General features: G+C 64.8%; 20 protein-coding genes. 11 read left to right on the forward strand and 9 right to left on the reverse strand.

All coding sequences use genetic code 11. The features are described from left to right. Positions 1–7: 7 nt before the first annotated feature. The 7 genes from A0J57_RS01840 to ccmC all read right to left on the reverse strand — a co-directional run bounded on the left by A0J57_RS01840 (position 8) and on the right by ccmC (position 4,946). Complete coding sequence (locus tag A0J57_RS01840) at positions 8–643, reverse strand: cytochrome c biosynthesis protein (protein WP_048577088.1); 636 nt, start codon at positions 641–643, stop codon at positions 8–10. Continuing rightward, positions 640–1,050: a cytochrome c-type biogenesis protein gene (locus A0J57_RS01845; protein ID WP_061938472.1), complete on the reverse strand. Its 411-nt coding sequence runs from the start codon at positions 1,048–1,050 to the stop codon at positions 640–642. The genes A0J57_RS01840 and A0J57_RS01845 overlap by 4 nt, the downstream gene beginning before the upstream one ends. Continuing rightward, complete coding sequence (locus tag A0J57_RS01850) at positions 1,047–1,574, reverse strand: redoxin family protein (protein ID WP_082166194.1); 528 nt, start codon at positions 1,572–1,574, stop codon at positions 1,047–1,049. The genes A0J57_RS01845 and A0J57_RS01850 overlap by 4 nt, the downstream gene beginning before the upstream one ends. Beyond that, complete coding sequence (locus tag A0J57_RS01855) at positions 1,571–3,511, reverse strand: heme lyase CcmF/NrfE family subunit (RefSeq protein WP_061938478.1); 1,941 nt, start codon at positions 3,509–3,511, stop codon at positions 1,571–1,573. Before A0J57_RS01855 ends, A0J57_RS01850 begins: the two co-directional genes overlap by 4 nt. Positions 3,512–3,650: 139 nt before the next feature. Next, on the reverse strand, positions 3,651–4,097 hold the full coding sequence (gene ccmE / locus A0J57_RS01860; protein ID WP_061938482.1) for a cytochrome c maturation protein CcmE: 447 nt from the start codon (positions 4,095–4,097) through the stop codon (positions 3,651–3,653). Continuing rightward, the gene (locus A0J57_RS27125; RefSeq protein WP_268873862.1) at positions 4,094–4,219 is read right to left on the reverse strand and encodes a hypothetical protein; all 126 of its coding nucleotides are present in this window, start codon (positions 4,217–4,219) and stop codon (positions 4,094–4,096) included. Before A0J57_RS27125 ends, ccmE begins: the two co-directional genes overlap by 4 nt. A 4-nt stretch (positions 4,220–4,223) precedes the next feature. After that, a complete protein-coding gene (ccmC, locus tag A0J57_RS01865) occupies positions 4,224–4,946 on the reverse strand; it encodes a heme ABC transporter permease CcmC (RefSeq protein WP_048577085.1) in 723 nt (240 codons plus the stop codon). Positions 4,947–5,146: 200 nt separating this feature from the next. Between ccmC and purF the strand changes: the two genes are divergently transcribed. Then, complete coding sequence (purF, locus tag A0J57_RS01870) at positions 5,147–6,607, forward strand: amidophosphoribosyltransferase (RefSeq protein WP_044662385.1); 1,461 nt, start codon at positions 5,147–5,149, stop codon at positions 6,605–6,607. Between the two features lie 81 nt (positions 6,608–6,688). Next, entirely contained in the window at positions 6,689–7,414 is a 726-nt protein-coding gene (locus A0J57_RS01875; protein WP_061938485.1) for an SDR family NAD(P)-dependent oxidoreductase, read from the forward strand. A 141-nt stretch (positions 7,415–7,555) separates the two neighbouring features. Here A0J57_RS01875 and A0J57_RS01880 read toward each other — a convergent pair whose 3' ends face one another. Both A0J57_RS01880 and A0J57_RS01885 read right to left on the reverse strand, forming a co-directional pair. After that, positions 7,556–8,686 carry a cyclopropane-fatty-acyl-phospholipid synthase family protein gene (locus tag A0J57_RS01880; protein WP_235600756.1) on the reverse strand — a complete coding sequence of 377 codons (1,131 nt, stop codon included), beginning with the start codon at positions 8,684–8,686 and terminating at the stop codon, positions 7,556–7,558. A gap of 35 nt (positions 8,687–8,721) precedes the next feature. After that, complete coding sequence (locus A0J57_RS01885) at positions 8,722–10,098, reverse strand: deoxyribodipyrimidine photo-lyase (RefSeq protein WP_061938539.1); 1,377 nt, start codon at positions 10,096–10,098, stop codon at positions 8,722–8,724. A gap of 195 nt (positions 10,099–10,293) precedes the next feature. Between A0J57_RS01885 and A0J57_RS01890 the strand changes: the two genes are divergently transcribed. The 9 genes from A0J57_RS01890 to A0J57_RS01930 all read left to right on the forward strand — a co-directional run bounded on the left by A0J57_RS01890 (position 10,294) and on the right by A0J57_RS01930 (position 20,328). Then, positions 10,294–10,779 (forward strand): RNA pyrophosphohydrolase, encoded by a 486-nt coding sequence (locus tag A0J57_RS01890; protein WP_044663162.1) that lies wholly within the window; start codon positions 10,294–10,296, stop codon positions 10,777–10,779. Between the two features lie 44 nt (positions 10,780–10,823). After that, positions 10,824–11,723: a YdiY family protein gene (locus A0J57_RS01895; RefSeq protein ID WP_048577082.1), complete on the forward strand. Its 900-nt coding sequence runs from the start codon at positions 10,824–10,826 to the stop codon at positions 11,721–11,723. Positions 11,724–11,786: 63 nt separating this feature from the next. After that, complete coding sequence (locus A0J57_RS01900; RefSeq protein WP_061938488.1) at positions 11,787–13,010, forward strand: hydrolase; 1,224 nt, start codon at positions 11,787–11,789, stop codon at positions 13,008–13,010. Beyond that, positions 13,007–14,026: an arginine N-succinyltransferase gene (locus tag A0J57_RS01905; protein ID WP_061938491.1), complete on the forward strand. Its 1,020-nt coding sequence runs from the start codon at positions 13,007–13,009 to the stop codon at positions 14,024–14,026. The genes A0J57_RS01900 and A0J57_RS01905 overlap by 4 nt, the downstream gene beginning before the upstream one ends. Then, positions 14,023–15,306: an N-succinylarginine dihydrolase gene (locus A0J57_RS01910; protein ID WP_061938494.1), complete on the forward strand. Its 1,284-nt coding sequence runs from the start codon at positions 14,023–14,025 to the stop codon at positions 15,304–15,306. Before A0J57_RS01905 ends, A0J57_RS01910 begins: the two co-directional genes overlap by 4 nt. 25 nt (positions 15,307–15,331) lie before the next feature. Next, a complete protein-coding gene (locus A0J57_RS01915) occupies positions 15,332–15,550 on the forward strand; it encodes a hypothetical protein (protein WP_025550071.1) in 219 nt (72 codons plus the stop codon). A 37-nt stretch (positions 15,551–15,587) separates the two neighbouring features. Continuing rightward, positions 15,588–17,039, forward strand: coding sequence for a cobyric acid synthase (locus A0J57_RS01920; protein ID WP_061938497.1), 1,452 nt, complete (start codon positions 15,588–15,590; stop codon positions 17,037–17,039). 187 nt (positions 17,040–17,226) lie between these two features. Continuing rightward, positions 17,227–18,939 carry a type I secretion system permease/ATPase gene (locus A0J57_RS01925; protein ID WP_076605700.1) on the forward strand — a complete coding sequence of 571 codons (1,713 nt, stop codon included), beginning with the start codon at positions 17,227–17,229 and terminating at the stop codon, positions 18,937–18,939. Positions 18,940–18,945: 6 nt separating this feature from the next. After that, a complete protein-coding gene (locus tag A0J57_RS01930; RefSeq protein ID WP_061938503.1) occupies positions 18,946–20,328 on the forward strand; it encodes an HlyD family type I secretion periplasmic adaptor subunit in 1,383 nt (460 codons plus the stop codon). The last annotated feature ends 6 nt before the right edge of the window (positions 20,329–20,334 follow it).

Raw genomic sequence — 20,334 nt, forward strand, 5'->3', positions numbered from 1 at the left:
CGACCGTCTATCGGCCTTCGGACCCGAGCATGGCATCGATACGCGCGATATTGCCTTCGAGTTCCTTCTTGACCTCGCTGCCTTCGGGGGCGCTGGCGGCCAGCGGGGCCCAAAGGGCGCGGGCTTCCTTGAGTTGCCCCGCCCGGGCGAGGGCCAGTCCGTAGAAATAGCGGGGCGCCGGACCTTCGGGATCGATCGCCATCGACCGGCGATAGGCGAAATCGGCGGCGGGAGACAGCACTCCGCCTGCATGCGCGACCAGCGCATTGCCGAAGCCCAGCCACAAATTGGGATCGTCCGGAGTCTCGCGAAGTCCGGACAAAAGGACGTTCGCCGCTTCCTTCGTCTTCCCCTGTCGGCCAAGGCCGTCCGAAAGCATCAGCCATTGGCCCGCCTTGCCATAGCGCTCGGCAAGGCCCCGGCGTTGCTCGGCCAGCTTCTCGTCGAACGCGGCGCCGCCCCTGTCGGCCGCCTGCCGGGGCGAGCCGGCCAGTCCGGGGCGGCCCTGCCACGCATAGCCGGCCAAACCCAGCAACAGCGCAGCGGCCGTGATTTCCCAGGCCGACCGCGGCACCCGCCCGACAAGGACAAGCGCCACGCTCACCAGGACCAGCAGGGCGCCGGCAATGATCCAGCCGGTCATGCCCGCCTCCGCCGCCTGATCCGACCGCGCAGCAGCAGCAGCCCCAATCCCAGCAGGATCAGGGGCGCGGCCCAGAGCGGCCAGAGGATCGGATCGGCTGTCGGCTCATAGCTGACCCAGTCGCCATAGCGCTCGATCAGCCAGGCGCGGATATGCTCGGGCTCTTCGCCCGCCATGATGCGCTCGCGAATCTGGGAGCGCATGTCCCCGGCCATGCTGGCATTGCTGTCGGCAATCGACTGACTCTGGCAGGTGAGGCAGCGGATCGTCTCCATCAGCGTCCGCGCCTTCTTCTCCAGGGCCGGGTCTTCGATCTGACGGTCGGCATAGGGCGCCGGCGGCAGCGCGGACTGGGCGAAGACCGGCACGCTCAGCATCAGCGCCAGCAGGGCGACCAGCATCCTCATTGCGCGTTCCTCAGCCGGTCCAGGATCATCGGCACATCATCCTCGCGGATGTCGCCGACATGCTGATAGGCGATGCGGCCCCTTCCATCGATGATGAAGCTTTCGGGCACGCCCGACGAACCCATGGCGATCTGCACCTCGCTCCGCGCATCCAGGCCGATGCGGGAATAGGGATTGCCATAGCGCTTGAGGAAGGCGTCGACATCGGGCCGGGCATCGCGGATGGCGATGGCGTCGATCTCCACGCCCGCCTGCCTGAGCGCCAGCAACTGCGGCGCCTCGGCCGCGCAGGGCACGCACCAGCTCGCGAAGATATTGAGCAGGCGCGGCTTGCCGGTCGCGAGTTCCGAACTTGCCAGCGGCGGCCGGTCGCTCGCGGCGGCAGGCAGGACAAAGGCAGGCAACGCCTTGCCCACCAGTTTCGAATTGATGATCCGGTCGTCCGGACGCAGCAGCCCGCTGGCAAACAGCCCGAAAAAACCAAGGAACAGCGCCAGCGGCAACCAGATCAGCAGCTTCCTCATGCGCCGGCCTCCACAGCCCTGCGTGCCCGCCATTTGAGCAGCCATCCGCGCCGTTCCCGCCCGACCAGCGCCAGCGCGCCGCCCACAGCGATCAGGAAACCACCCAGCCAGATCAGCGTCACGAAAGGCTTCCACCAGATGCGGAGCTGCCAGCGGCCTTCATCCGCCTCCTGCCCCAGCACGACATAGAGCTGGCCATTCCAGCGGGTCAGCAGAGCGGCCTCCGTCGTCGTCGTGGGCGGCGAGGCGAAGAAGCGGGACTGCGGGTGGATCAGGACCGGCTCCCCACCGTCCCGGCCGGCTTCCATATCCGCCTGGAGCGCGGTCCAGTTATCGCCCGCTATCGGCAGGATCTGCTTGAAACGGATCGTCCAGCCCGCCGTCTCCACAGTATCGCCGGGGCGGGCGGCCACCAGCTTTTCCACCGTGAAGGCCGAATCGCAGGCCATGCCCGCCAGGCTGACCGCGCAGCCCAGATGCGCGATCACCATGCCCCAGGTGAAAAGCGGCGTGCGACGCAGATTGCGCTTCCAGAGCGGCGCGACACTCCCCACAGCGACGGCCAGGGCGATCACCAGGCCGAGGAAAGGCAATATGCCGATCCGTCCCCAGGCGAATGCCGACAAGGCGAGGAAAACCAATCCCGCCATTATCAGCGGGACGGCTATGCGCCGGCTCACCTCCCGCATCCGGTCGCGCCGCCAGCGGGTCAGTGGCCCAAGGACCATGACGATCATCAAGGCAAGCGCGACAGGCCCGGCGATGCGGTCGAAATAGGGCGCGCCGACCGACACCTTATGGCCGAAGGCTTCGGTCAGCAGCGGATAAAGCGTGCCGATCAGCACCAGCCCCAATATGACCGACAGCAGCAGATTGTTGACGACCAGCATGGTTTCCCGGCTGACCAGCTCGAACGGCGCGCCCTCGCGGACCGCGCCCACGCGCCAGCCGAACAGCGCCAGCGCGCCGCCGATATAGATGCCGAGCAACGCCAGGATGAAGGTTCCGCGCTCCGGATCGACGGCAAAGGCGTGGACGCTGGTCAGGATGCCCGACCGGACGAGGAAAGTGCCGACCATCGACATGGAGAAGGCGACGACCGCCAGCATCACCGTCCAGGCGCGCAGGGCGTCGCGGGTGGCCAGCACGGTCACGCTATGCAGCAGCGCCGTCGCCGCCAGCCACGGCATGAGCGAGGCGTTCTCCACCGGGTCCCAGAACCACCAGCCGCCCCAGCCCAGCTCATAATAGGCCCAATAGCTGCCCGCCGTGATGCCGAGCGTCAGCAATATCCACGCCCCCAATACCCAGGGCCGCATGGCGCGCGCAAAGGCCGCGTCGACCTGCCGGGTCAAAAGCGCCCCCACGGCAAAGGAAAAGGCGACGGACAGGCCGACATAGCCGAGATAGAGGGTCGGCGGATGGAAGGCGAGCCCAGGGTCCTGCAGCAGCGGATTGAGCCCCTGCCCGTCCGGGGCCGGCGGGTCGATCCGCGCGAAGGGATTGGAGGCGAAAAGCAGGAAGGCGTAGAAACCAAGGCTGATCGCCGCCTGTCCGCCCAGCGTCGCCATATGGGTTTCACGCCGCAAGGCCCGCTCGAACAAGGCGACGGCCGATCCGGCGACACCCATCACCGTCACCCAAAGCAGCATCGACCCTTCATGATTGCCCCAGGTTCCAGCGAATTTGTAGAGCCATGGCTTCATCGAATGGCTGTTGGTGGCGACGAGCAGGACCGACATGTCGGATCGCAGGAACAGCATGATCAGCAAGGCGAAGGCCGTCGCGGTCAGCACCCCCTGCGCGACCGCCACCGGACGGACGGCGCCCAGCAACTCGCTCTTGCCGCCCGCCAGGCCGACAGCGGCCAGCGCCAATTGAAGCAGCGCCAAGGACGCGGCGAGCCATAATGCGGCAAGGCCGGCTTCAGCGATCATGCTGCCGCTTCCTCCCCGGACGCTTCGTGACCATGAACCAGATGCCGGGCCTGCTCCGCCTCTTCGAGTTGCGGGGCGCGGGGCCTGATGGATGCTGAACCGACCCCAGCATGACCTTGCCGATGACGCTGGCTCTCGCTCACCGTTCGGCCTTCATCTTGTGGGTTTTCTCATCATAGCTCATGCCTTCCAACTCGCGCGGCATGTAGCGTTCGTCATGCTTGGCCAACAGGTTGGTGGCCTGGAAGGTGCCGCCCGCATCGAAAGCACCTTCCGCCACCACACCTGAACCTTCGCGGAAAAGGTCGGGCGTGATGCCCTTGAAGCTCGCCGGAACGGTCGCCTTGCCGTCGGTGACGTCGAAATGGATGGTTACGCCGTCGCTGGCGCGCTTCAGGCTGCCCTTGACCACCATGCCGCCCAGCCGGATCGCCTTGCCCGGCTCGACGCCCTTGGTCTTCACGTCATTGGGCGCGTAGAAATAAGCCGCCTCGTCCTTCAGCGCGGAAGCGGCCAGCAATCCCGCGCCGATCAGCGCGAACAGGGCCACCACGGCCAGGATCAGCCTTTGATGCTTTGCCTTCATGCCCTGTCCGCCGATGCCCTGCGTTCAGCGTTGCGCATCGCGCGCCAACTGAACAGGCTGATGAGGCCGGTGCCCGACAAGGTCAGCGCATAGGCGCCGATGACGAAAGCCCACTGGTTCATATCCTCACCCCCGCGCCAGCCTTTGCATGCGCGCTTCGATCTTGTTCTGCGCCAATATGGCGCGCATGCGCATCAGCACGATCGCGGCGAAAAGCAAGGTAAATCCGGCGAGGGTGAAGCCGAGCGGCCAAAGCAGCGCGGTATCGATGCTGGACCCGCGCAGCGTGATGCTGGGCCCCTGATGCAGGCTGTTCCACCAGACGACGGAGCGGTTGATGATCGGGATGTTGATCGCGCCCACCAGCCCGAAAATGGCTGTCACCGGGCTCACCCCGCCGCTGCCCTGCCGCGCGCTGGCATTGGCGAGCGCGATATAGCCGAGATAGAGGAAGAACAGCACCAGCATGGAGGTCATGCGTCCATCCCATTCCCACCATGTACCCCAGGTCGGTCGGCCCCAGATCGATCCGGTGATAAGGCAGATCGCCGTGAAGAAAGCGCCCGGCATGGCGATGGCTCGTCCCGCGACGGCCGCCAGCGGATGGCGCCAGACGAGCTGCATGAGGGCAGCGACGGCGATCCCGGTCCATCCGCCCATGCCCAGCCACGCGGCCGGCACATGAATGTAAAGGATGCGCACCGTATCCCCCTGAAGATAGTCCGCCGGGGTCACGAACAGGCCGCAGCCGGCGCCGGCCAGCAGCAGGATCAGCCCCGGCCAGAACAGCCAGGCGGTCAACGGCCGGGCAATTTTGAGGAAGCGTGCAGGATTGGCGAAACGATGCATGAGAAGAGGCTATTAGCCTCCCCAATGGCTCAAGGCCAGTAGGCCTTTTTCCCAATTTCATCGCTGGAAAATAGCGGCCGGTGGGTATTGCTTCCCTTTTTTGTGACAGGCAGGCGACAAATCGTCCCCAACGCACTATATGCGCGCGAAAGCCGTCCCGATGAGGGCGCACAGGATCGGCAGTGGACCATCAAAAACCCATGTTTACGACCAACCCGTTCGACGACGACAAATTGCGTGAGGAATGCGGCATTTTCGGCGTCTTCAACGCTGAAACCGCCTCCGCCATGGTGGCCCTTGGCCTTCACGCGCTCCAGCATCGCGGCCAGGAAGCCGCGGGCATCACCAGTTGGGACGGCCATGATTTCCACACCCATCGGGCGATGGGGCATGTGGCCGGGAATTTCGACCGCGACGAAGTGATTCGGGGCCTTCCCGGCACCGCCGCCTGCGGCCATGTCCGCTATTCCACCACCGGCGAGACATCGCTCCGCAATGTCCAGCCGCTTTATGCGGAACTGAGTTCGGGCGGTTTCGCCGTCGCGCATAACGGCAACATCTCCAACGCCATGAAGCTGCGGCGGGAACTGATCCGCCGCGGTTCCATCTTCCAGTCGACGTCGGACACGGAAGTCATCATCCATCTGGTCGCCACGTCCACCTATCGCACGCTGCTCGACAAGTTCATCGATGCGCTGAAGCAGGTCGAGGGCGCCTATTCGCTGATCGTCATGACGCCCGAAGGCATGGTCGCCTGCCGCGACCCGCTGGGTATCCGGCCGCTGGTCATGGGCAAGCTGGGCGATTCGATCATCTTCGCTTCGGAAACCGTCGCCTTCGACGTGGTGGGCGCGGAGCATGTCCGCTCCATCGAACCGGGCGAACTGGTCATCGTCACCCATGACGGCGAGGTGCGCAGCCACCGTCCCTTCGGCGACACCCATGCCCGGCCCTGCATCTTCGAACATGTCTATTTCAGCCGTCCCGATTCGGTCGTGGATGGCTCCAGCGTCTATTCGGTGCGCAAGGCGATCGGCGCGCAACTGGCCATCGAAAACCCGGTCGAGGCAGACTTCGTCATCCCCGTACCCGACAGCGGCGTTCCGGCAGCAATCGGCTATGCCCAGCAATCGGGCATTCCCTTCGAGCTGGGTATCATCCGCTCGCACTATATCGGGCGCACCTTCATCCAGCCGGGCGACAAGGTCCGCCATCTGGGCGTGAAGCTGAAGCATAACGCCAATCGCGCCCTGATCGAGGGCAAGCGGATCGTCCTGATCGACGATTCGATCGTGCGCGGCACCACTTCGCTCAAGATCGTGCAGATGATGCGCGAGGCAGGCGCCAAGGAAGTGCACATGCGCATCGCCAGTCCGCCGACCAAGCATAGCTGCTTCTATGGCGTCGACACGCCGGAACGGACCAAGCTGCTGGCGCACCGTCTGGACATTGGCGGGATGCAGGACTTCATTCATGCCGACAGCCTGTCCTTCATCTCGATCGACGGCCTGTACAAGGCCTTGGGCGAGGCGAAGCGCGCCGACATACGGCCGCAATATTGCGACGCCTGCTTCACCGGCGACTATCCCACCACTCTGACCGACCAGGACGAAGCCGTGGTTCAGAACCAGCTCGAACTGCTGGCCGAACGAGTGGTCTGAACGCCTTTCCTACCGCCGGACGGACAGCCCGACGCTTTGCGGCCTCGGGCTTGCTCCTTCCTGACCCCATGAGGGACATTCATGTCGACCCAACCCCTTTCCGGCCAACCCCTTTCCGGTAAGCTCGCCCTCGTCACCGGAGCGAGCCGCGGCATCGGCGCCGCCACGGCGGAAGCGCTCGCCGCCGCCGGCGCCCATGTCATCCTGACCGCCCGCACCACGGGCGGGCTGGAAGAGGTGGAGGATCGCATTCACGAGGGCGGCGGCAATGCGACCATCGCGCCGCTGGACCTCATCGACGGCGAAAGCATCGGACGATTGGCGCATGCCGTTTCGGGTCGCTGGCAGGCGCTGGACATATTGGTCCTGAACGCGGCGACGCTGGGCAGCCTGGCTTCGGTTCCAGCCATCGACGCCAAGGAATTCGCCCGGTTGCTGACGCTCAATGTCGCCGCGCCCCAGGCGCTGATCGCGGCGTTCGACGGCATGCTGCGGGCGAGCGGCGATGCGCGCGTGGTGGCGATCACCTCTTCGGTCGGCGCGGCGCCGCGCGCTTATTGGGGCGCCTATGGCGCTTCGAAGGCGGCGCTCGAAACCCTGGTCGGCGCCTATGGCGAGGAAGTGAAGAACATCTCCGCCATCCGCACTCATATCGTCGATCCGGGCGCCACCCGTACAGCGATGCGGGCGCGGGCCTTTCCGGGTGAAGACCCGGCGACGCTCAAGGAACCGGCTGCCGTGGGTCAGGCGATTCTCGATCTGGTGATTGCGGACACGCCCGACGGATACCGGACGCGTATCGATTAGAGGCTGAGCCTTGGGGATGACTGGACTGGCCGGTTGCAGGCATGGCACTTCCCCCATCCACCCGCCAAGGCCGCTAGCAGATTCCGATCCGATTGCATCGGCTCGACTGCTCTAAGTTTTTGTTTTGTCGCGTTTTCCGAGTCAGCAGATGATTCCATCTGCTTGGAAAACGCGCAGCGTTTCGGCATAGTGCAGACCGAAGCGGCGTACATCACGCCACTCCAAACCGTTCGCTTCGGCCAAGGCCCGGAAACGGCTTTCCGAAATCAGCATGCCGCCTGGGAAGATATAGGTCTGGATGAAATCCGCGCCCCGGGCGTAGCCTTCGAAGATCGCGTCATCGATCAATATATATTGTATGGCCGCCCGCCCACCGGGCTTGAGCAGACGCTCGATCGCCCCGACATAGGCCGGCCAGTAACGTTGTCCGACTGCCTCCACCATTTCCACGCTGGCAATGGCGTCATATTGCCCCTGCGCGTCGCGATAGTCGCGCAATATGATGTTCGCTCCCGACCCCAGGCGGTCACGTGCGAAATGCGCCTGTTCGACCGACAGGGTCAGCCCGTCATAACGGATCGGGCAACGCGCCATCGCCTGTTCGGCCAAGCCGCCCCAGCCGCAGCCGATTTCCAGCAGCGAATCGCCATCGCCGATGTCGAGCCGGTCGAGAATGGCGTCGACCTTCCGCTGCTGCGCCCGCTCCAGGCTTTCGATCCGATCGTCCGGGTCGCGGAACAGGCCGCTGGAATAATGCATGCCCTTGTCGAGCCATGGCTGGTAGAAATCATTCCCCAGATCATAATGATAGGCGATGTTGCGCCGCGAACCCTTGCGGCTGTTGCGGCGCGCCCAATGGAACGCGCGCCCGATCCAGCGTGCCGGCCCATGCGGCCGGGCGACATTGCCCAGGCTGGCTGCATTGGCCATGAACAGGGCGAAGAGCGGAACCGGATCGGGACTGGTCCACTCTCCCCGGGCCCAGGCCCTGTACCAGCCGGCCGATCCCCCGGCGATCAGGCGAATCAGCGCCCGCCAGCGCAGCAGATGAACCTCGCATTCCGGTCCCGCTGCGCGGCCGCCGAGCAGGCGCTGGCTGCCGTCCGGCAGAATGGCGAGCAAAGAACCCTGTTCGAGCCCAAGGTCGATGCGGTCGAGCAATTTGTGGAACTGCCGGGCGGCGAGACGATCCGGCCAGCCATGGCTGCGGCGCTCCAGCGGTCGCCTGACCGGCACTGCGGCCCGGCCACGACGGGGTTCAATGGCGTTCATGCTTCCACTCTGCCCGATGGTTTAACGCGTCGCAATCATGGCCTGATCCCGCGCCATGCGGCGAGAGCCCGTTCACGCCCCTCCCGATGACCGATGCACTTGGCCGGATAATCGGACGGACGCGCATCATGCGCTTCGGGGTCGTGAATGATGTCATCGTTCAGATGCGCCAGTTCCGGCACCCAGGCCCTGATATAGTCTGCGGCGTCGAACTTTCCCGACTGGGTCAGGGGCGCCATGATCCGCGAGAAGATATTGGCATCGACGCCGCTGCCTGCAACCCATTGCCAGTTGACGCTGTTATTGGCGTAGCTCGCATCGACCAGCGTATCCCAGAACCAGCGCGCCCCATGCCGCCAGTCGATCAGCAGATGCTTGATCAGGAAGCTGGCCGCGATCATGCGCACCCGATTATGCATCCAGCCCGTCGTCCAGAGCTGCCGCATGCCGGCATCGACAATGGGATAGCCCGTGCGCCCTGTCTTCCACGCCTTGAAATCGGCACCAGCCTCGCGAAGATCGCGCCAGGGCATCGCGTCGAAGGCTGGCCGCGCATTTTCCGATCCATAGGCGGGCATGGCCCATATCTGCGTATGGGCATAGTCGCGCCAGATCAGTTCCTTGAGGAAGGTCGTCGCATCGCCGGGCGCTCCGGCAACCCGACGCCAGACATAGGCGGGGGAGACCTCCCCGAAATGGAGGTGCGGCGACAGGCGAGAGCTCCCCTCCTGCGAGGGCAGGTTCCTGGCCCTGTCATAATCCGCCACCTGGTCGAGAAAGGCGGCGACATTGGCCCGCGCCCCCGCTTCCCCAGGAGTCCAGTCGCGTGAAAAGGCCCTGGCCCAATCCGGCTTGGTCGGCAAAAGGTCCCATCGGTCCAGCGAATCGCTTTTCGGCCAACGTTCTGGCGCATCGATGCGCGAAGGCGCGCGAACCGGTTCAGCCGGCGGCATATGCTCCATCACGGCGCTGGCGAAGGGGGTATAGATCCGATAGCTGTTTCCTTCGCCCGTCCGCACCGCGCCGGGCGGCAGCAGCAATGCGCCGTCATGCAGGCACAGTTCCAGCCTTTTGGCGAGCGCCTTCTCGGCATTGCGCCACCAGGGTTCGTAATGATGCAGGGCATGCACGCGCCGGGCGCCCGTTTCCTCAGCGATCTGGACGATCTGATCGATGCAGTTTCCCTGCCTCAGGATCAGGCGCGATCCCTTCTCCCGAAGATTTTCGTCCAGGCTCTTCAGGCTATGGTGCAGCCACCAGCGCGACGCTCCGCCCATCTTCCATTGGCGCGGCGCCTGATCGTCCAGCACATATACGGGAATCACCGGCCCTTCCTGCACGGCGGCTGCCAGTGCGGCCTGATCGGCAAGACGCAGGTCCTGACGAAACCAGAGAATTACGGGGTCTGACATGCGATCGGGCATGCCATGGGCCGCCCGATGTTCCAAGCCCCCGCCCATTTGAAGCGATGCACAGCACAAATCGCCGCGTCAGGATTTTTCCGGCATGGACGCGCCGCCCCGCCCCGCTTATTCTTGCACTGCACAAAGCGACGGGCGGGCTGGAGCCTCCGGACGGCTTGTCGGGATTAACGACCAGGGACTATGATGGCTTCGATGCCGAATGATTCAGAACTCGCCTACCGGCCATGCGTCGGTGTCATGCTCGTCAACATGGATGGCAAGGTTTTCGTCGGTCAGCGGATCGATAATGCGGTGGAAGCCTGGCAGATGCCACAGGGCGGCATCGACGACGGCGAAGATATGAAGGCGGCCGCCCTTCGGGAACTGAACGAGGAGACCGGCATCGTTCGCGAGCATGTGGAGATCATCGCCAAGGCGCGCGAGGAGCATTTCTACGATCTGCCGCCGGAACTGATCGGCAAGCTGTGGGGCGGCAAATATCGCGGCCAGCGGCAATATTGGTTCCTTGCGCGTTTCCTGGGGTCGGATGAGGACATCGACATCCAGACGGCGCATCCTGAATTCCGCGAATGGAAATGGACGGAGCCGGAGAGCCTGCCTGACCTGATCGTGCCGTTCAAGCGCAAGCTGTATCGGGATATTCTCCAGGAATTCAGGGATTTGATCTGAAAACAAGGGTTAAAATCCGCTGCCATGCCGGTATGAGAAGGCGCATGCGTTACTGGCTGGCCGTTCTGCCCCTCTTCCTCTCCACCCCGGCGCTCGCCGATTACCCCGTGCTCCTGCCGCCATCGGTGCGGGAAATGCTGGAGGCGGCCATCGCCAACGGCAATGAGACCGAGATCGCGACCGTCGCAAAGATCGCCAAGCAGACCAATCCCGGTTCCGCCGACGAGATTCAGCGCATGGTCAACAGTTGGAAGGAACGGACCAAGGCGACGCAGGAAACCGTGATCCGCGAGGCGCGCTTCACGGAATTGTGGACGGGCAAGATCGAAGCGGGCGGCTTCCGCTCCACCGGCTCCACCAGCGAAATCGGCATCAGCGCCAGCGCAGCGGTCAAGCGCACCGGCATCCAATGGTCGCACAAGCTGGCCGCCAGCGTCGATTACCGGCGCGCCAACGGCGTGACCTCGCGCGAACGCTATACCGCCAGCTATGAGCCGCGCTATGAATTCGATCCACGGGGCTTCGCCTATGGATTGACGCAGTTCGAGCGGGATACGTCGATCGGCTATGACGCGCGCTACACCGCCTCGGCCGGCATCGGCTACAAGCTGATCGTCAGCGATCCGGTTGACCTCTCGCTGGATGCCGGTCCTTCGATCCGCCATGCCAAATATGTGACCGGAGAGCGGGAGACCAAATTGGGCGCCCGTGCGTCCATGGACTTCGCCTGGCGCCTGACCCCTGCGCTGACCTTCAGGCAGACAGCCTCCGGCTATGCCGAAAGCGATGTTTATACGCTGAATTCGCTGACCTCGCTGGTGACGAAGGTGGGAACACGCTGGTCGGCAGCCTTTTCCTACAATGTGCAATATGAATCGGAGACGCTGCTGTCGGCGCGGGATTCGGACACGATGAGTCGCCTGACCCTCACCTATGATTTCTAGGCGGTCGCCGACTTTCAGGACCAGGGGTGGAGGCGCGCCCTCCGCTCTGATAGGGTCGTCAGGATGAGAGGCATTTCGTCGTTCGAACGGAGCGTCATGGAAAGCGCCGCTGACGCGCCCATGCTCGCCCAGACTGAAAAATGGGCGGCGGTGAACAGCGGGTCGCGCAATCTTCCCGGTCTTGCGGCCATGGCGGCCATGCTTGCCGATGCCTTCGCCGGCCTGCCGGGCGCGATGTCCCTTGTCGATCCAGAGCCGGTGGAAACCGTCCGGCCCGACGGCCGTCTGGCGATGGTCGCGCATGGCAGCCACCTGCGCCTCTCGGTCAGGCCGGAGGCTCCGGTGCAAATCCTGCTCACCGGGCACATGGATACGGTCTTCCCCGCCGACCATGGCTTTCAGGCCCTGCGGTGGATCGATCCGGCGACGCTGAACGGACCGGGCGTCGCGGACATGAAGGGCGGGATCGCCGTCATGCTGGCCGCCCTGCGCGCGGTGGAAGCCGCACCGCATGCAAGGCGGCTGGGCTATGACGTCATCATCAACAGCGATGAGGAGGTCGGCAGCCCTTCCTCCGCGGCGCTGTTGCGGCAGGTCGCGACGGGCAAGATCGCGGCGTTCACCTATGAACCGGCCCTGCCCGACGGCACGCTGGCCGGGGCGCGCGCCGGCAGCGGCAACTTCGCCATCGTCGTCACCGGACGAAGCGCGCATGCCGGGCGCAATCCGCAGGATGGCCGCAACGCATTGCTGGCGGCCGCCGACCTGGCGTTGCGGCTGAAGGCGGCGAGCGGCAGCGGCTTTTCCTGCAATCCCGCGCGGATCGAGGGCGGCAGTCCCAATAATGTCGTGCCGGACCACGCGGTTCTGCACGTCAATTTCCGGCCGAAGACGCCTGCCGACGAGCAGGCCGCGGACGAACTGCTGAAGGACGCCATGGCGCGGATCGCCCTGGAGCATGAGGTGACGCTTCATCGGCATGGGGGCTTCGGCCGGCCGCCCAAGCCGATGGATGGGCGGGCGGAAGCCTTGTTCGGGCTCGTCCGGCAATGCGGCGCGGACCTGGGCCTTTCCATCGCCTGGCGGGATACCGGCGGGGTGTGCGACGGCAATAATATCGCGGCCTGCGGCGTGCCCGTGGTCGACACCATGGGCGTGCGGGGCGGCAATATCCACAGCGATTCGGAATATCTGATCGTCGACAGCCTGGCCGAACGGGCGCAACTATCGGCCCTGGCGCTGCTCCGCATCGCCCAGGGGCATTTCACCGGGGGAATGAAGGCGTGAGTTTTTTCATGCGCACGGCGCGCGCCGACGATTTGCAGACCCTTTATGAAATGGCGAAGCTGACCGGGGGCGGGTTCACCAACCTGCCGCCGGACCGGAAGTCGCTTGCCGCCAAGGTGGAGCGGACGGAACAGGCGCTGGCCCGGCAAGGCGAAGGGGTCGAGGACGAACTGATCGTCATGGTGCTGGAAAACAGCCAGACGGGTCAGGTCCGCGGCACCTGCCAGATATTCAGCAAGGTCGGGCAAAGCTGGCCCTTCTATTCCTATCGGCTGGGCGTTCTCACCCAACATAGCCGGGAGCTTTCGCGCACCTTCAGGGCGGAGATGCTTTCGCTCGTCACCGATCTGGAAGGGTCGACGGAAGTAGGCGGCCTGTTCCTTCACCCCCGCGAGCGGGCCGAAGGTCTAGGGCTGCTGCTGGCGCGCAGCCGCTATCTCTATATCCGCAACCATCGCGCCCGCTTCGGAGAGCGGATCATCGCGGAACTGCGGGGCGTGATCGACGAGGCGGGCGGCTCCCCCTTCTGGGACGGCCTCGCGGGGCGCTTCTTCGGCATGAGCTTTCAGGAGGCGGACGAGTTCAACGCGGTGAACGGCAACCAGTTCATTGCCGACCTGATGCCGAAGACGCCGATCTACACCGCCATGCTGACCGACACCGCGCGCGGCGTCATCGGCATGCCCCACCCCAATGGCCGCGCGGCCATGCGCATGCTGGAGACGGAGGGCTTCACCAATCCCGGCTATGTCGACATATTCGACGGCGGACCGACGATGGTGGGGCAAATCAATTCGCTGCGCACCATCGCCCATGCCTCCGACGCGGTGCTGGGCGCGGTGCACGAAAAGGGCGGAGACAAGATGCTGGTGACCACCGGACGGCTCGCGGATTTCCGCTGCACCTATGGCTTCGTGACGGAACGGGAGGATGGCGGCATATCGCTCGACCGGGCTTCCGCCGAACTGCTGGGGGTGGAACCGGGACAGACATTCACCATGGCGGAACGGGCATGACGGCAAGGGAAATCAATTTCGACGGCCTGGTGGGTCCCAGCCACAATTATGCGGGCCTCAGCCTGGGCAACCTTGCCTCCGCGCGCAACGCGGGCGCCATCTCCTATCCCCGCGCAGCGGCGCTCCAGGGGATAGAGAAGATGCGGTCCAACCTTCGCCTCGGTCTGCCGCAGGGGCTGTTCCTGCCCCAGTGGCGGCCGGATGGCGCCTGGCTGTCAGCTCTCGGGACCGATGTCGGCAATGCGGAGCCGCATATCCGCGCCGCCGCCATGTCGGCCTCCTCCATGTGGGCCGCCAATGCCGCGACCGTTTCGCCGGCCGCCGATACGGCCGATGGGCGCACGCACCTGACCGTCGCCAATCTCGTCACCATGCCGCATCGCAGCCATGAATGGCCGCAGACGCTGGCCCAGTTGCGCCTTGCCTTTTCCGACCGGAACGCCTTCGCCGTGCATGGCCCTGTCCCCGCCCCCTTCGGCGACGAGGGCGCGGCCAATCACATGCGCCTGTGCGACAGCCATGGCGAGGCAGGCGTCGAGGTGTTCGTCTATGGCCAGTCCGGCGGCCCCTTTCCCGCCCGCCAGCATGTCGAGGCGAGCAAGGCCGTCGCCCGGCTGCACCGGCTCGATCCGGATCGCACGCTGTTCGTCATGCAGTCGGAGGAAGCGATCGCGGCGGGCGCCTTCCACAATGACGTGGTCGCCGTCGCCAACGAACGCGTGCTCTTCACGCATGAACATGCCTTTGCGGACAAGGAGCGCTTCTACGCCGATCTCCGCGCCAGGCTGCCGTCGGTGGAGATCGTGGAGGTTCCCGCCAGCGCCATCAGCCTGTCGGACGCGATCCGCAGCTATATCTTCAATGCGCAGCTCGTCACCTTGCCCACGGGCGACCCTTCGAATTCGCCCGGGACAGGCATGGCGCTGATCCTGCCGACGGAGGCGCGGGATATGCCCGCCATCTGGAACTGGCTGGAGGAGATGGTTGCGGGCAACGGCCCCATTCGCAAGCTCGTGCCTGTCGACGTGCGCCAGTCCATGGCCAATGGCGGCGGTCCGGCCTGCCTGCGCCTGCGCGTGGTGGCCGATCCTGCCAATATCGATCCCCGCTTCCTGGTGGACGAGGCGAAGCTGGACGGCATTGCCGACATCGTCCGCAACTATTGGCCCGAAGCCATAGCGCCAGACGATCTGGCCGATACCCGGCTGATCGCCCGCATCGAACAATCATGGTTAACGGTTGTTGACCATTTGCAACTTTCAGGCGATCTAATCCCCTGACGGCGGGCAAGCCGAGTGGGACCGGATGGAACGGATCAAGCGCCTCTTCACGATCAAGACCAAGTTCGAGGCGTTTCTGGTGATTTACGCCCTGGCCCTTGGCGCGACCGAGCGCGGCTTCGTCTACATGCAGCAATATCCCGGCACCGGGGGGCATTTGCTGGCGCTGGCCTGCACCGGCAGCGTCTTCATGGCCGGCGGCATGATCCTGGACGCCGTGGAGATGCGGCACAGCGCCATTTAACTTGTATCTGCCGCCCGCTCCATGCAGGAGCGGCGTCATGGCTGCGATCATGCTTCAGGGAACGGGTTCGGACGTCGGCAAATCCTTGCTGGTGGCGGGCCTTTGCCGCGCGCTGGTGCGGCGCGGATACAGCGTCCGGCCCTTCAAGCCGCAGAACATGTCCAACAATGCCGCCGTCACCGCCGATGGCGGAGAAATCGGGCGGGCGCAGGCTCTTCAGGCCATAGCGGCAGGAATCGAGCCGCATACGGACATGAACCCGGTGCTGCTGAAGCCGCAGGCCGACCGCACGTCCCAGCTTGTCGTCCATGGCCAGGTGCGCGGCAAGCTGGGCAGCGAAAATTTCCGGTCCGCGCGCGGCGAATTGCTGGAGGCCGTACTGACCAGCTACCGCCGCTTGCAGGCGCAATGCGACATTGTCGTGGTGGAGGGCGCCGGATCGCCCGCAGAGGTGAACCTGCGCGCCGGCGACATCGCCAATATGGGCTTTGCGCGGGCCGCGAATGTGCCGGTGATCCTGGTGGGCGACATCGATCGCGGCGGCGTGATTGCGGCCGTCGCCGGAACAAGGGCAGTCATCGATCCCGCCGATGCGGCGATGATCCGTGGATTCCTGATCAACAAGTTCCGGGGCGACCCCGCGCTGTTCGAGGATGGTTATCGCCATATCGAGCAGTTGACCGGCTGGAAGGGCTTTGGCGTCATCCCATGGTTCGGCCAGGCCAGCCGCTTACCCAGCGAGGATGCCGTGGTGCTCGAACGCCGGCAGGGCGGCGGCCACGAAAAGCTGCTGATCGCCTGCCCCATCCTGCCCCGGATCGCCAATTTCGACGATCTGGACCCGCTGAAACTGGAGCCGGGCGTCGAAGTCATGATGGTGCCGCCGGGCCAGCCCATTCCGGCGGAGGCCGCGCTCATCATCCTGCCGGGTTCCAAGGCGACGATCGCCGACCTGCAGGCGGTCCGCGATCAGGGATGGGACATCGACATTCTTGCCCATCGCCGGCGCGGGCGGCCGATATTGGGGATATGCGGCGGTTACCAGATGCTGGGCCGCAGGATAGACGATCCGGACGGGATCGAGGGGCCGCCCGGCGGCATCGAGGGGCTTGGCCTGCTGGACGTGAAAACCCGGCTGACGCAGGTCAAGACATTGGAAAGGACCGCCGGAACCGCAATGGGCCAGGCCTTTTCGGGCTATGAGATGCATGTCGGACGGACGGACGGCGCCGATTGCGCGCGCCCGTTCGCCATGCTGGAGGGCGGTCGTCCCGATGGCGCATCGAGCGGAGACGGCACGGTGATGGGCACCTATGTCCACGGCCTGTTCGCCAGCACCGCGCTGCGCGCCGCTTTTCTGTCCCGCCTGGGGCATGAAGCCGCATCGGAGGATTATCAGGCTTCGGTGCATGAAGCGCTGGACCAGATCGCAATGCAGTTGGAAGAGCATGTCGATGTGCAGGCGCTGATCCGGATCGCCACCGCCTGACCCGGTCGGAGCCTTGCCGGCGGGCCGGGCCATTACGGTACGCATGCGCACCTATGCTATTGGTTATATTTACCGAAAATCAGCAGGATAGTATAAGCAAAGCATAGGACATAGCGCCGACAGCATGGCGCGACATGGGGGCGAGGCGGAACTTATGTTGCGTGACCTTCATAAACCATCCGCTCCGATGAAGGCTGCCCAGTCATCATGCAGGCGCCACTTTCTTTCTTCCTTGATATTCAGCGCATTGATGAACGTCCTTTATATCGGACCCGTTCTCTACATGCTGCAAATCTATGACCGGGTCGTGACGGGACAGGGCAGACTTACCCTGTTCTTCCTGACAATCATCATCATCTTCGTGATCGGCACGCTCGCGCTGCTGGAGCAGGTGCGCTCCCGCCTGCTGGTGCGGGCCAGCATCCGCTTCGACCGGCAGCTTTCGGGGCTGCTGCTCGACACGACGCTCAGTGGACGCGGCTCGACGGGCGAGGCGATGAACCGACAGGCCCTCCGAGAATTCGACACGCTCCGCCAGACGCTGACAGGGCCGACAATCCTGTCGATCTTCGATTTTCCCTGGAGCCCCATCTATGTCGTCGTCTGCTTCCTGATCCATCCGGCCATTGCGGCCATGGCGGTGGCCGGCGGCGGCGCGCTCCTCTTCATCGCGCTTTGCAATGAAAGGCGGACAAATGCGCCGCTGAAGCAGGCCAATGACGCCGCCAACAAGGCCTATGTCAGCCAGGAACAGACGATCGCGGGCGCGGAGGTGATCCGCGCGCTCGGCATGCGGAACGCGCTGGTCCGGCGGCACCTGCTCGAACGCCGGGCGATGCTGAACCTTCAGGCCCATGCCAGCTTCGCGGGCGGGCATTATGTCGCCATCAGCAAGTTCATCCGCCTCGCCCTGCAATCGCTGGCGCTGGGCCTGGGCGCGTGGCTGGCGATCAACGACCAGATTTCGGCGGGCGCGATCTTCGCTTCCTCCTTTCTGGTCGGCCGGGCGCTGGCGCCGATCGACCAATTGCTGGGTGCGTGGCGCAACGTCGTCCATGCGCGGGCAAGCTATGCGACACTCAACGATCTGCTGGCCGCGAGGGATGCCGACATCGCCCTCACCCGGTTGCCTGCGCCGAACGGCCATATCGCGGTCGAACATCTGACCTGTTTCAACCCGGGCCAGGAAAGACCTGTGCTGGCCGACATCAGCTTCACGGTGGAGCCGGGGGAGGTCATCGCCATTGTCGGACCCAGCGGCGCGGGCAAATCGACCCTGCTGCGCATGCTGTCCGGCGCGGCGCGGCCGCTGCGCGGATCGATCCGCTATGACGGCGCGGACATCCAGGACTGGGAATCGGAGCGACTGGCGAGCTTCGTCGGCTATCTGCCGCAGGACACGTCCCTGTTCGCCGGGACCATTAAGGAGAATATCGCCCGCTTCGGCAATTTCCTGTCGGACGATGAGGAAGCGATAGACAATGCCGCCATCGAAGCCGCCCGGCTGAGCGGCGCGCATGACATGATCCAGCATCTGCCGGGCGGCTATAATCTGACGCTCGGTTGGGGCGGACGCGGCCTTTCCGCGGGGCAGGCGCAGCGCGTCGGTCTTGCGCGGGCGCTCTACGGTGCGCCGCCGCTGGTCTTTCTGGACGAACCCAATGCGCATCTCGACGCGGAGGGAGAGGTGCGGCTGGTCGCGACGCTGGCCGACCTCAAGAAAAGGAATGCGTCCGTCATCATCGTCGCCCATCGCATGGGGATATTGGGCGTGGTCGACAAGATCATGGTGATGCGCGACGGAAGGGTCGAGGCCTTTGGCGCACGCGACGACGTGCTGGGCCGTTTGAAGGCGATCCGGTCGGAAGAACGTCCCGCTCCCCAGACGGCGGAAGGGTAAGGCGCCATGGGAACTATTCAGATCAGGGATGCGGCCGGCGCCGTCGAGCTTTACTATCCCGCCGGAAGCGGCGCGGAGATCATCGATGATCGGCCTGAGCGCGACATGCGCGCCGGCATGATCATCGCGGCGCTGTTCTTCGTCCTGTTCCTCGGCTGGGCGGCCTTTGCGCGGCTGGATGCGGCCGCCTATGCGCCAGGGCGGCTCACCGTGTCGGGCCAGCGGCAATCGGTGCAGCATCGCGACGGCGGCGTGGTGGGCGCTATCTTCGTGAAGGAAGGCCAGCATGTCAGCCAAGGCCAGCCGCTGATGGAACTGGCCTCCGCCGAGGTGCGGGCGCAGGCGCGCATATTCGGCGCGCAATATATCGAGTTGAAGGCGCAGCGGGCCAGGCTGATTGCCGAGCAGCTTGGCGCAAGCCATGTCCTGTGGCCTGCCGAATTTGCGATGCTGAAGGGACAGGAGAAGGCGGATGCGGAGGAGGCGATCCGCCTTCAGCTGACCCAGTTCAACGCGCGCAGCTCCGTACTGGCGGCGCAGACCGGCGTGCTGCGCCAGCAGGCCAGTCAGGTGCAGCAGACGGCGCGCGGCTATCGTTCGCAACTGGCGGCCTCGTCAGAGCAGGCCCGTCTGATCGGAGAGGAACTGGAGAGCCTGCGCGGCGTGGCGGAAAAGGGGTTTGTGTCCCAATCCCGGATCAGGGCCCTGGAACGCGCAAGGGCCGATCTTCAGGGACAGGAGGGGCAATTTTCCGCCAGCATCGCCCGGTCCGGGGCGGAAGCGGGGGAAAACCGGCTGAAGGCGCTCGAAGCGGAAAAGGCCTATAAGGAACGCGCCTCATCGGAATTGCGCGACGTCGAATTCTCGCTCAACGAAGTGCTGCCCAAATATCGCGCCGCCAGGGATCAGCTTGCCCGGCTGCAAATCCGCGCACCCGCCACCGGCACCATCGTCGGCCTCAACGTCTTCACTGTCGGCGGCGTCATTTCCGCCGGCCAGAAGCTGATGGACATCGTTCCCGACCGGGCGGGCCTCGTCATAGAGGCGCGGATTTCGCCGGAAGACATTGACGACCTGAAAGTGGGGCAGCAGGCGCAGATCAAGTTCAGCAGCCTGCATGAACGCGACCTGCCGATCATGGACGGCCGGATCACGCGGCTTTCGGCCGACAGCTTCCAGGATGAAAAGGCGGGGGTCTCCTTCTACACCGCAGAGGTGATGGTGCCGCCGAAGGAACTGGACAGGATCAGGAGCGTGCGGGGGAAGGATTTCAGCCTGAAGGCGGGGATGCCGGTGCAGGTTCTGGTGCCGCTGCGGCGGCGGACTGCGCTCCAATATGCGCTGGAACCGCTGACCCAGTCGCTCTGGCTGTCCTTCCGGGAGCATTGAGCCAGA

This window comes from Sphingobium sp. 22B, assembly GCF_001580035.1.
Lineage (GTDB): Bacteria > Pseudomonadota > Alphaproteobacteria > Sphingomonadales > Sphingomonadaceae > Sphingobium > Sphingobium fuliginis.

Excerpts from the sequence above, each read along its gene's own strand:
- A0J57_RS01840 (WP_048577088.1), bottom strand. The coding sequence starts at position 643 with ATGACCGGCTGGATCATTGCCGGCGCCCTGCTGGTCCTGGTGAGCGTG.
- A0J57_RS01845 (WP_061938472.1), bottom strand. The coding sequence starts at position 1,050 with ATGAGGATGCTGGTCGCCCTGCTGGCGCTGATGCTGAGCGTGCCGGTC.
- A0J57_RS01850 (WP_082166194.1), bottom strand. The coding sequence starts at position 1,574 with ATGAGGAAGCTGCTGATCTGGTTGCCGCTGGCGCTGTTCCTTGGTTTT.
- A0J57_RS01855 (WP_061938478.1), bottom strand. The coding sequence starts at position 3,511 with ATGATCGCTGAAGCCGGCCTTGCCGCATTATGGCTCGCCGCGTCCTTG.
- ccmE (WP_061938482.1), bottom strand. The coding sequence starts at position 4,097 with ATGAAGGCAAAGCATCAAAGGCTGATCCTGGCCGTGGTGGCCCTGTTC.
- A0J57_RS27125 (WP_268873862.1), bottom strand. The coding sequence starts at position 4,219 with ATGAACCAGTGGGCTTTCGTCATCGGCGCCTATGCGCTGACCTTGTCG.
- ccmC (WP_048577085.1), bottom strand. The coding sequence starts at position 4,946 with ATGCATCGTTTCGCCAATCCTGCACGCTTCCTCAAAATTGCCCGGCCG.
- purF (WP_044662385.1), top strand. The coding sequence starts at position 5,147 with ATGTTTACGACCAACCCGTTCGACGACGACAAATTGCGTGAGGAATGC.
- A0J57_RS01875 (WP_061938485.1), top strand. The coding sequence starts at position 6,689 with ATGTCGACCCAACCCCTTTCCGGCCAACCCCTTTCCGGTAAGCTCGCC.
- A0J57_RS01880 (WP_235600756.1), bottom strand. The coding sequence starts at position 8,686 with ATGAACGCCATTGAACCCCGTCGTGGCCGGGCCGCAGTGCCGGTCAGG.
- A0J57_RS01885 (WP_061938539.1), bottom strand. The coding sequence starts at position 10,098 with ATGTCAGACCCCGTAATTCTCTGGTTTCGTCAGGACCTGCGTCTTGCC.
- A0J57_RS01890 (WP_044663162.1), top strand. The coding sequence starts at position 10,294 with ATGGCTTCGATGCCGAATGATTCAGAACTCGCCTACCGGCCATGCGTC.
- A0J57_RS01895 (WP_048577082.1), top strand. The coding sequence starts at position 10,824 with ATGCGTTACTGGCTGGCCGTTCTGCCCCTCTTCCTCTCCACCCCGGCG.
- A0J57_RS01900 (WP_061938488.1), top strand. The coding sequence starts at position 11,787 with ATGAGAGGCATTTCGTCGTTCGAACGGAGCGTCATGGAAAGCGCCGCT.
- A0J57_RS01910 (WP_061938494.1), top strand. The coding sequence starts at position 14,023 with ATGACGGCAAGGGAAATCAATTTCGACGGCCTGGTGGGTCCCAGCCAC.
- A0J57_RS01915 (WP_025550071.1), top strand. The coding sequence starts at position 15,332 with ATGGAACGGATCAAGCGCCTCTTCACGATCAAGACCAAGTTCGAGGCG.
- A0J57_RS01920 (WP_061938497.1), top strand. The coding sequence starts at position 15,588 with ATGGCTGCGATCATGCTTCAGGGAACGGGTTCGGACGTCGGCAAATCC.
- A0J57_RS01925 (WP_076605700.1), top strand. The coding sequence starts at position 17,227 with ATGAAGGCTGCCCAGTCATCATGCAGGCGCCACTTTCTTTCTTCCTTG.
- A0J57_RS01930 (WP_061938503.1), top strand. The coding sequence starts at position 18,946 with ATGGGAACTATTCAGATCAGGGATGCGGCCGGCGCCGTCGAGCTTTAC.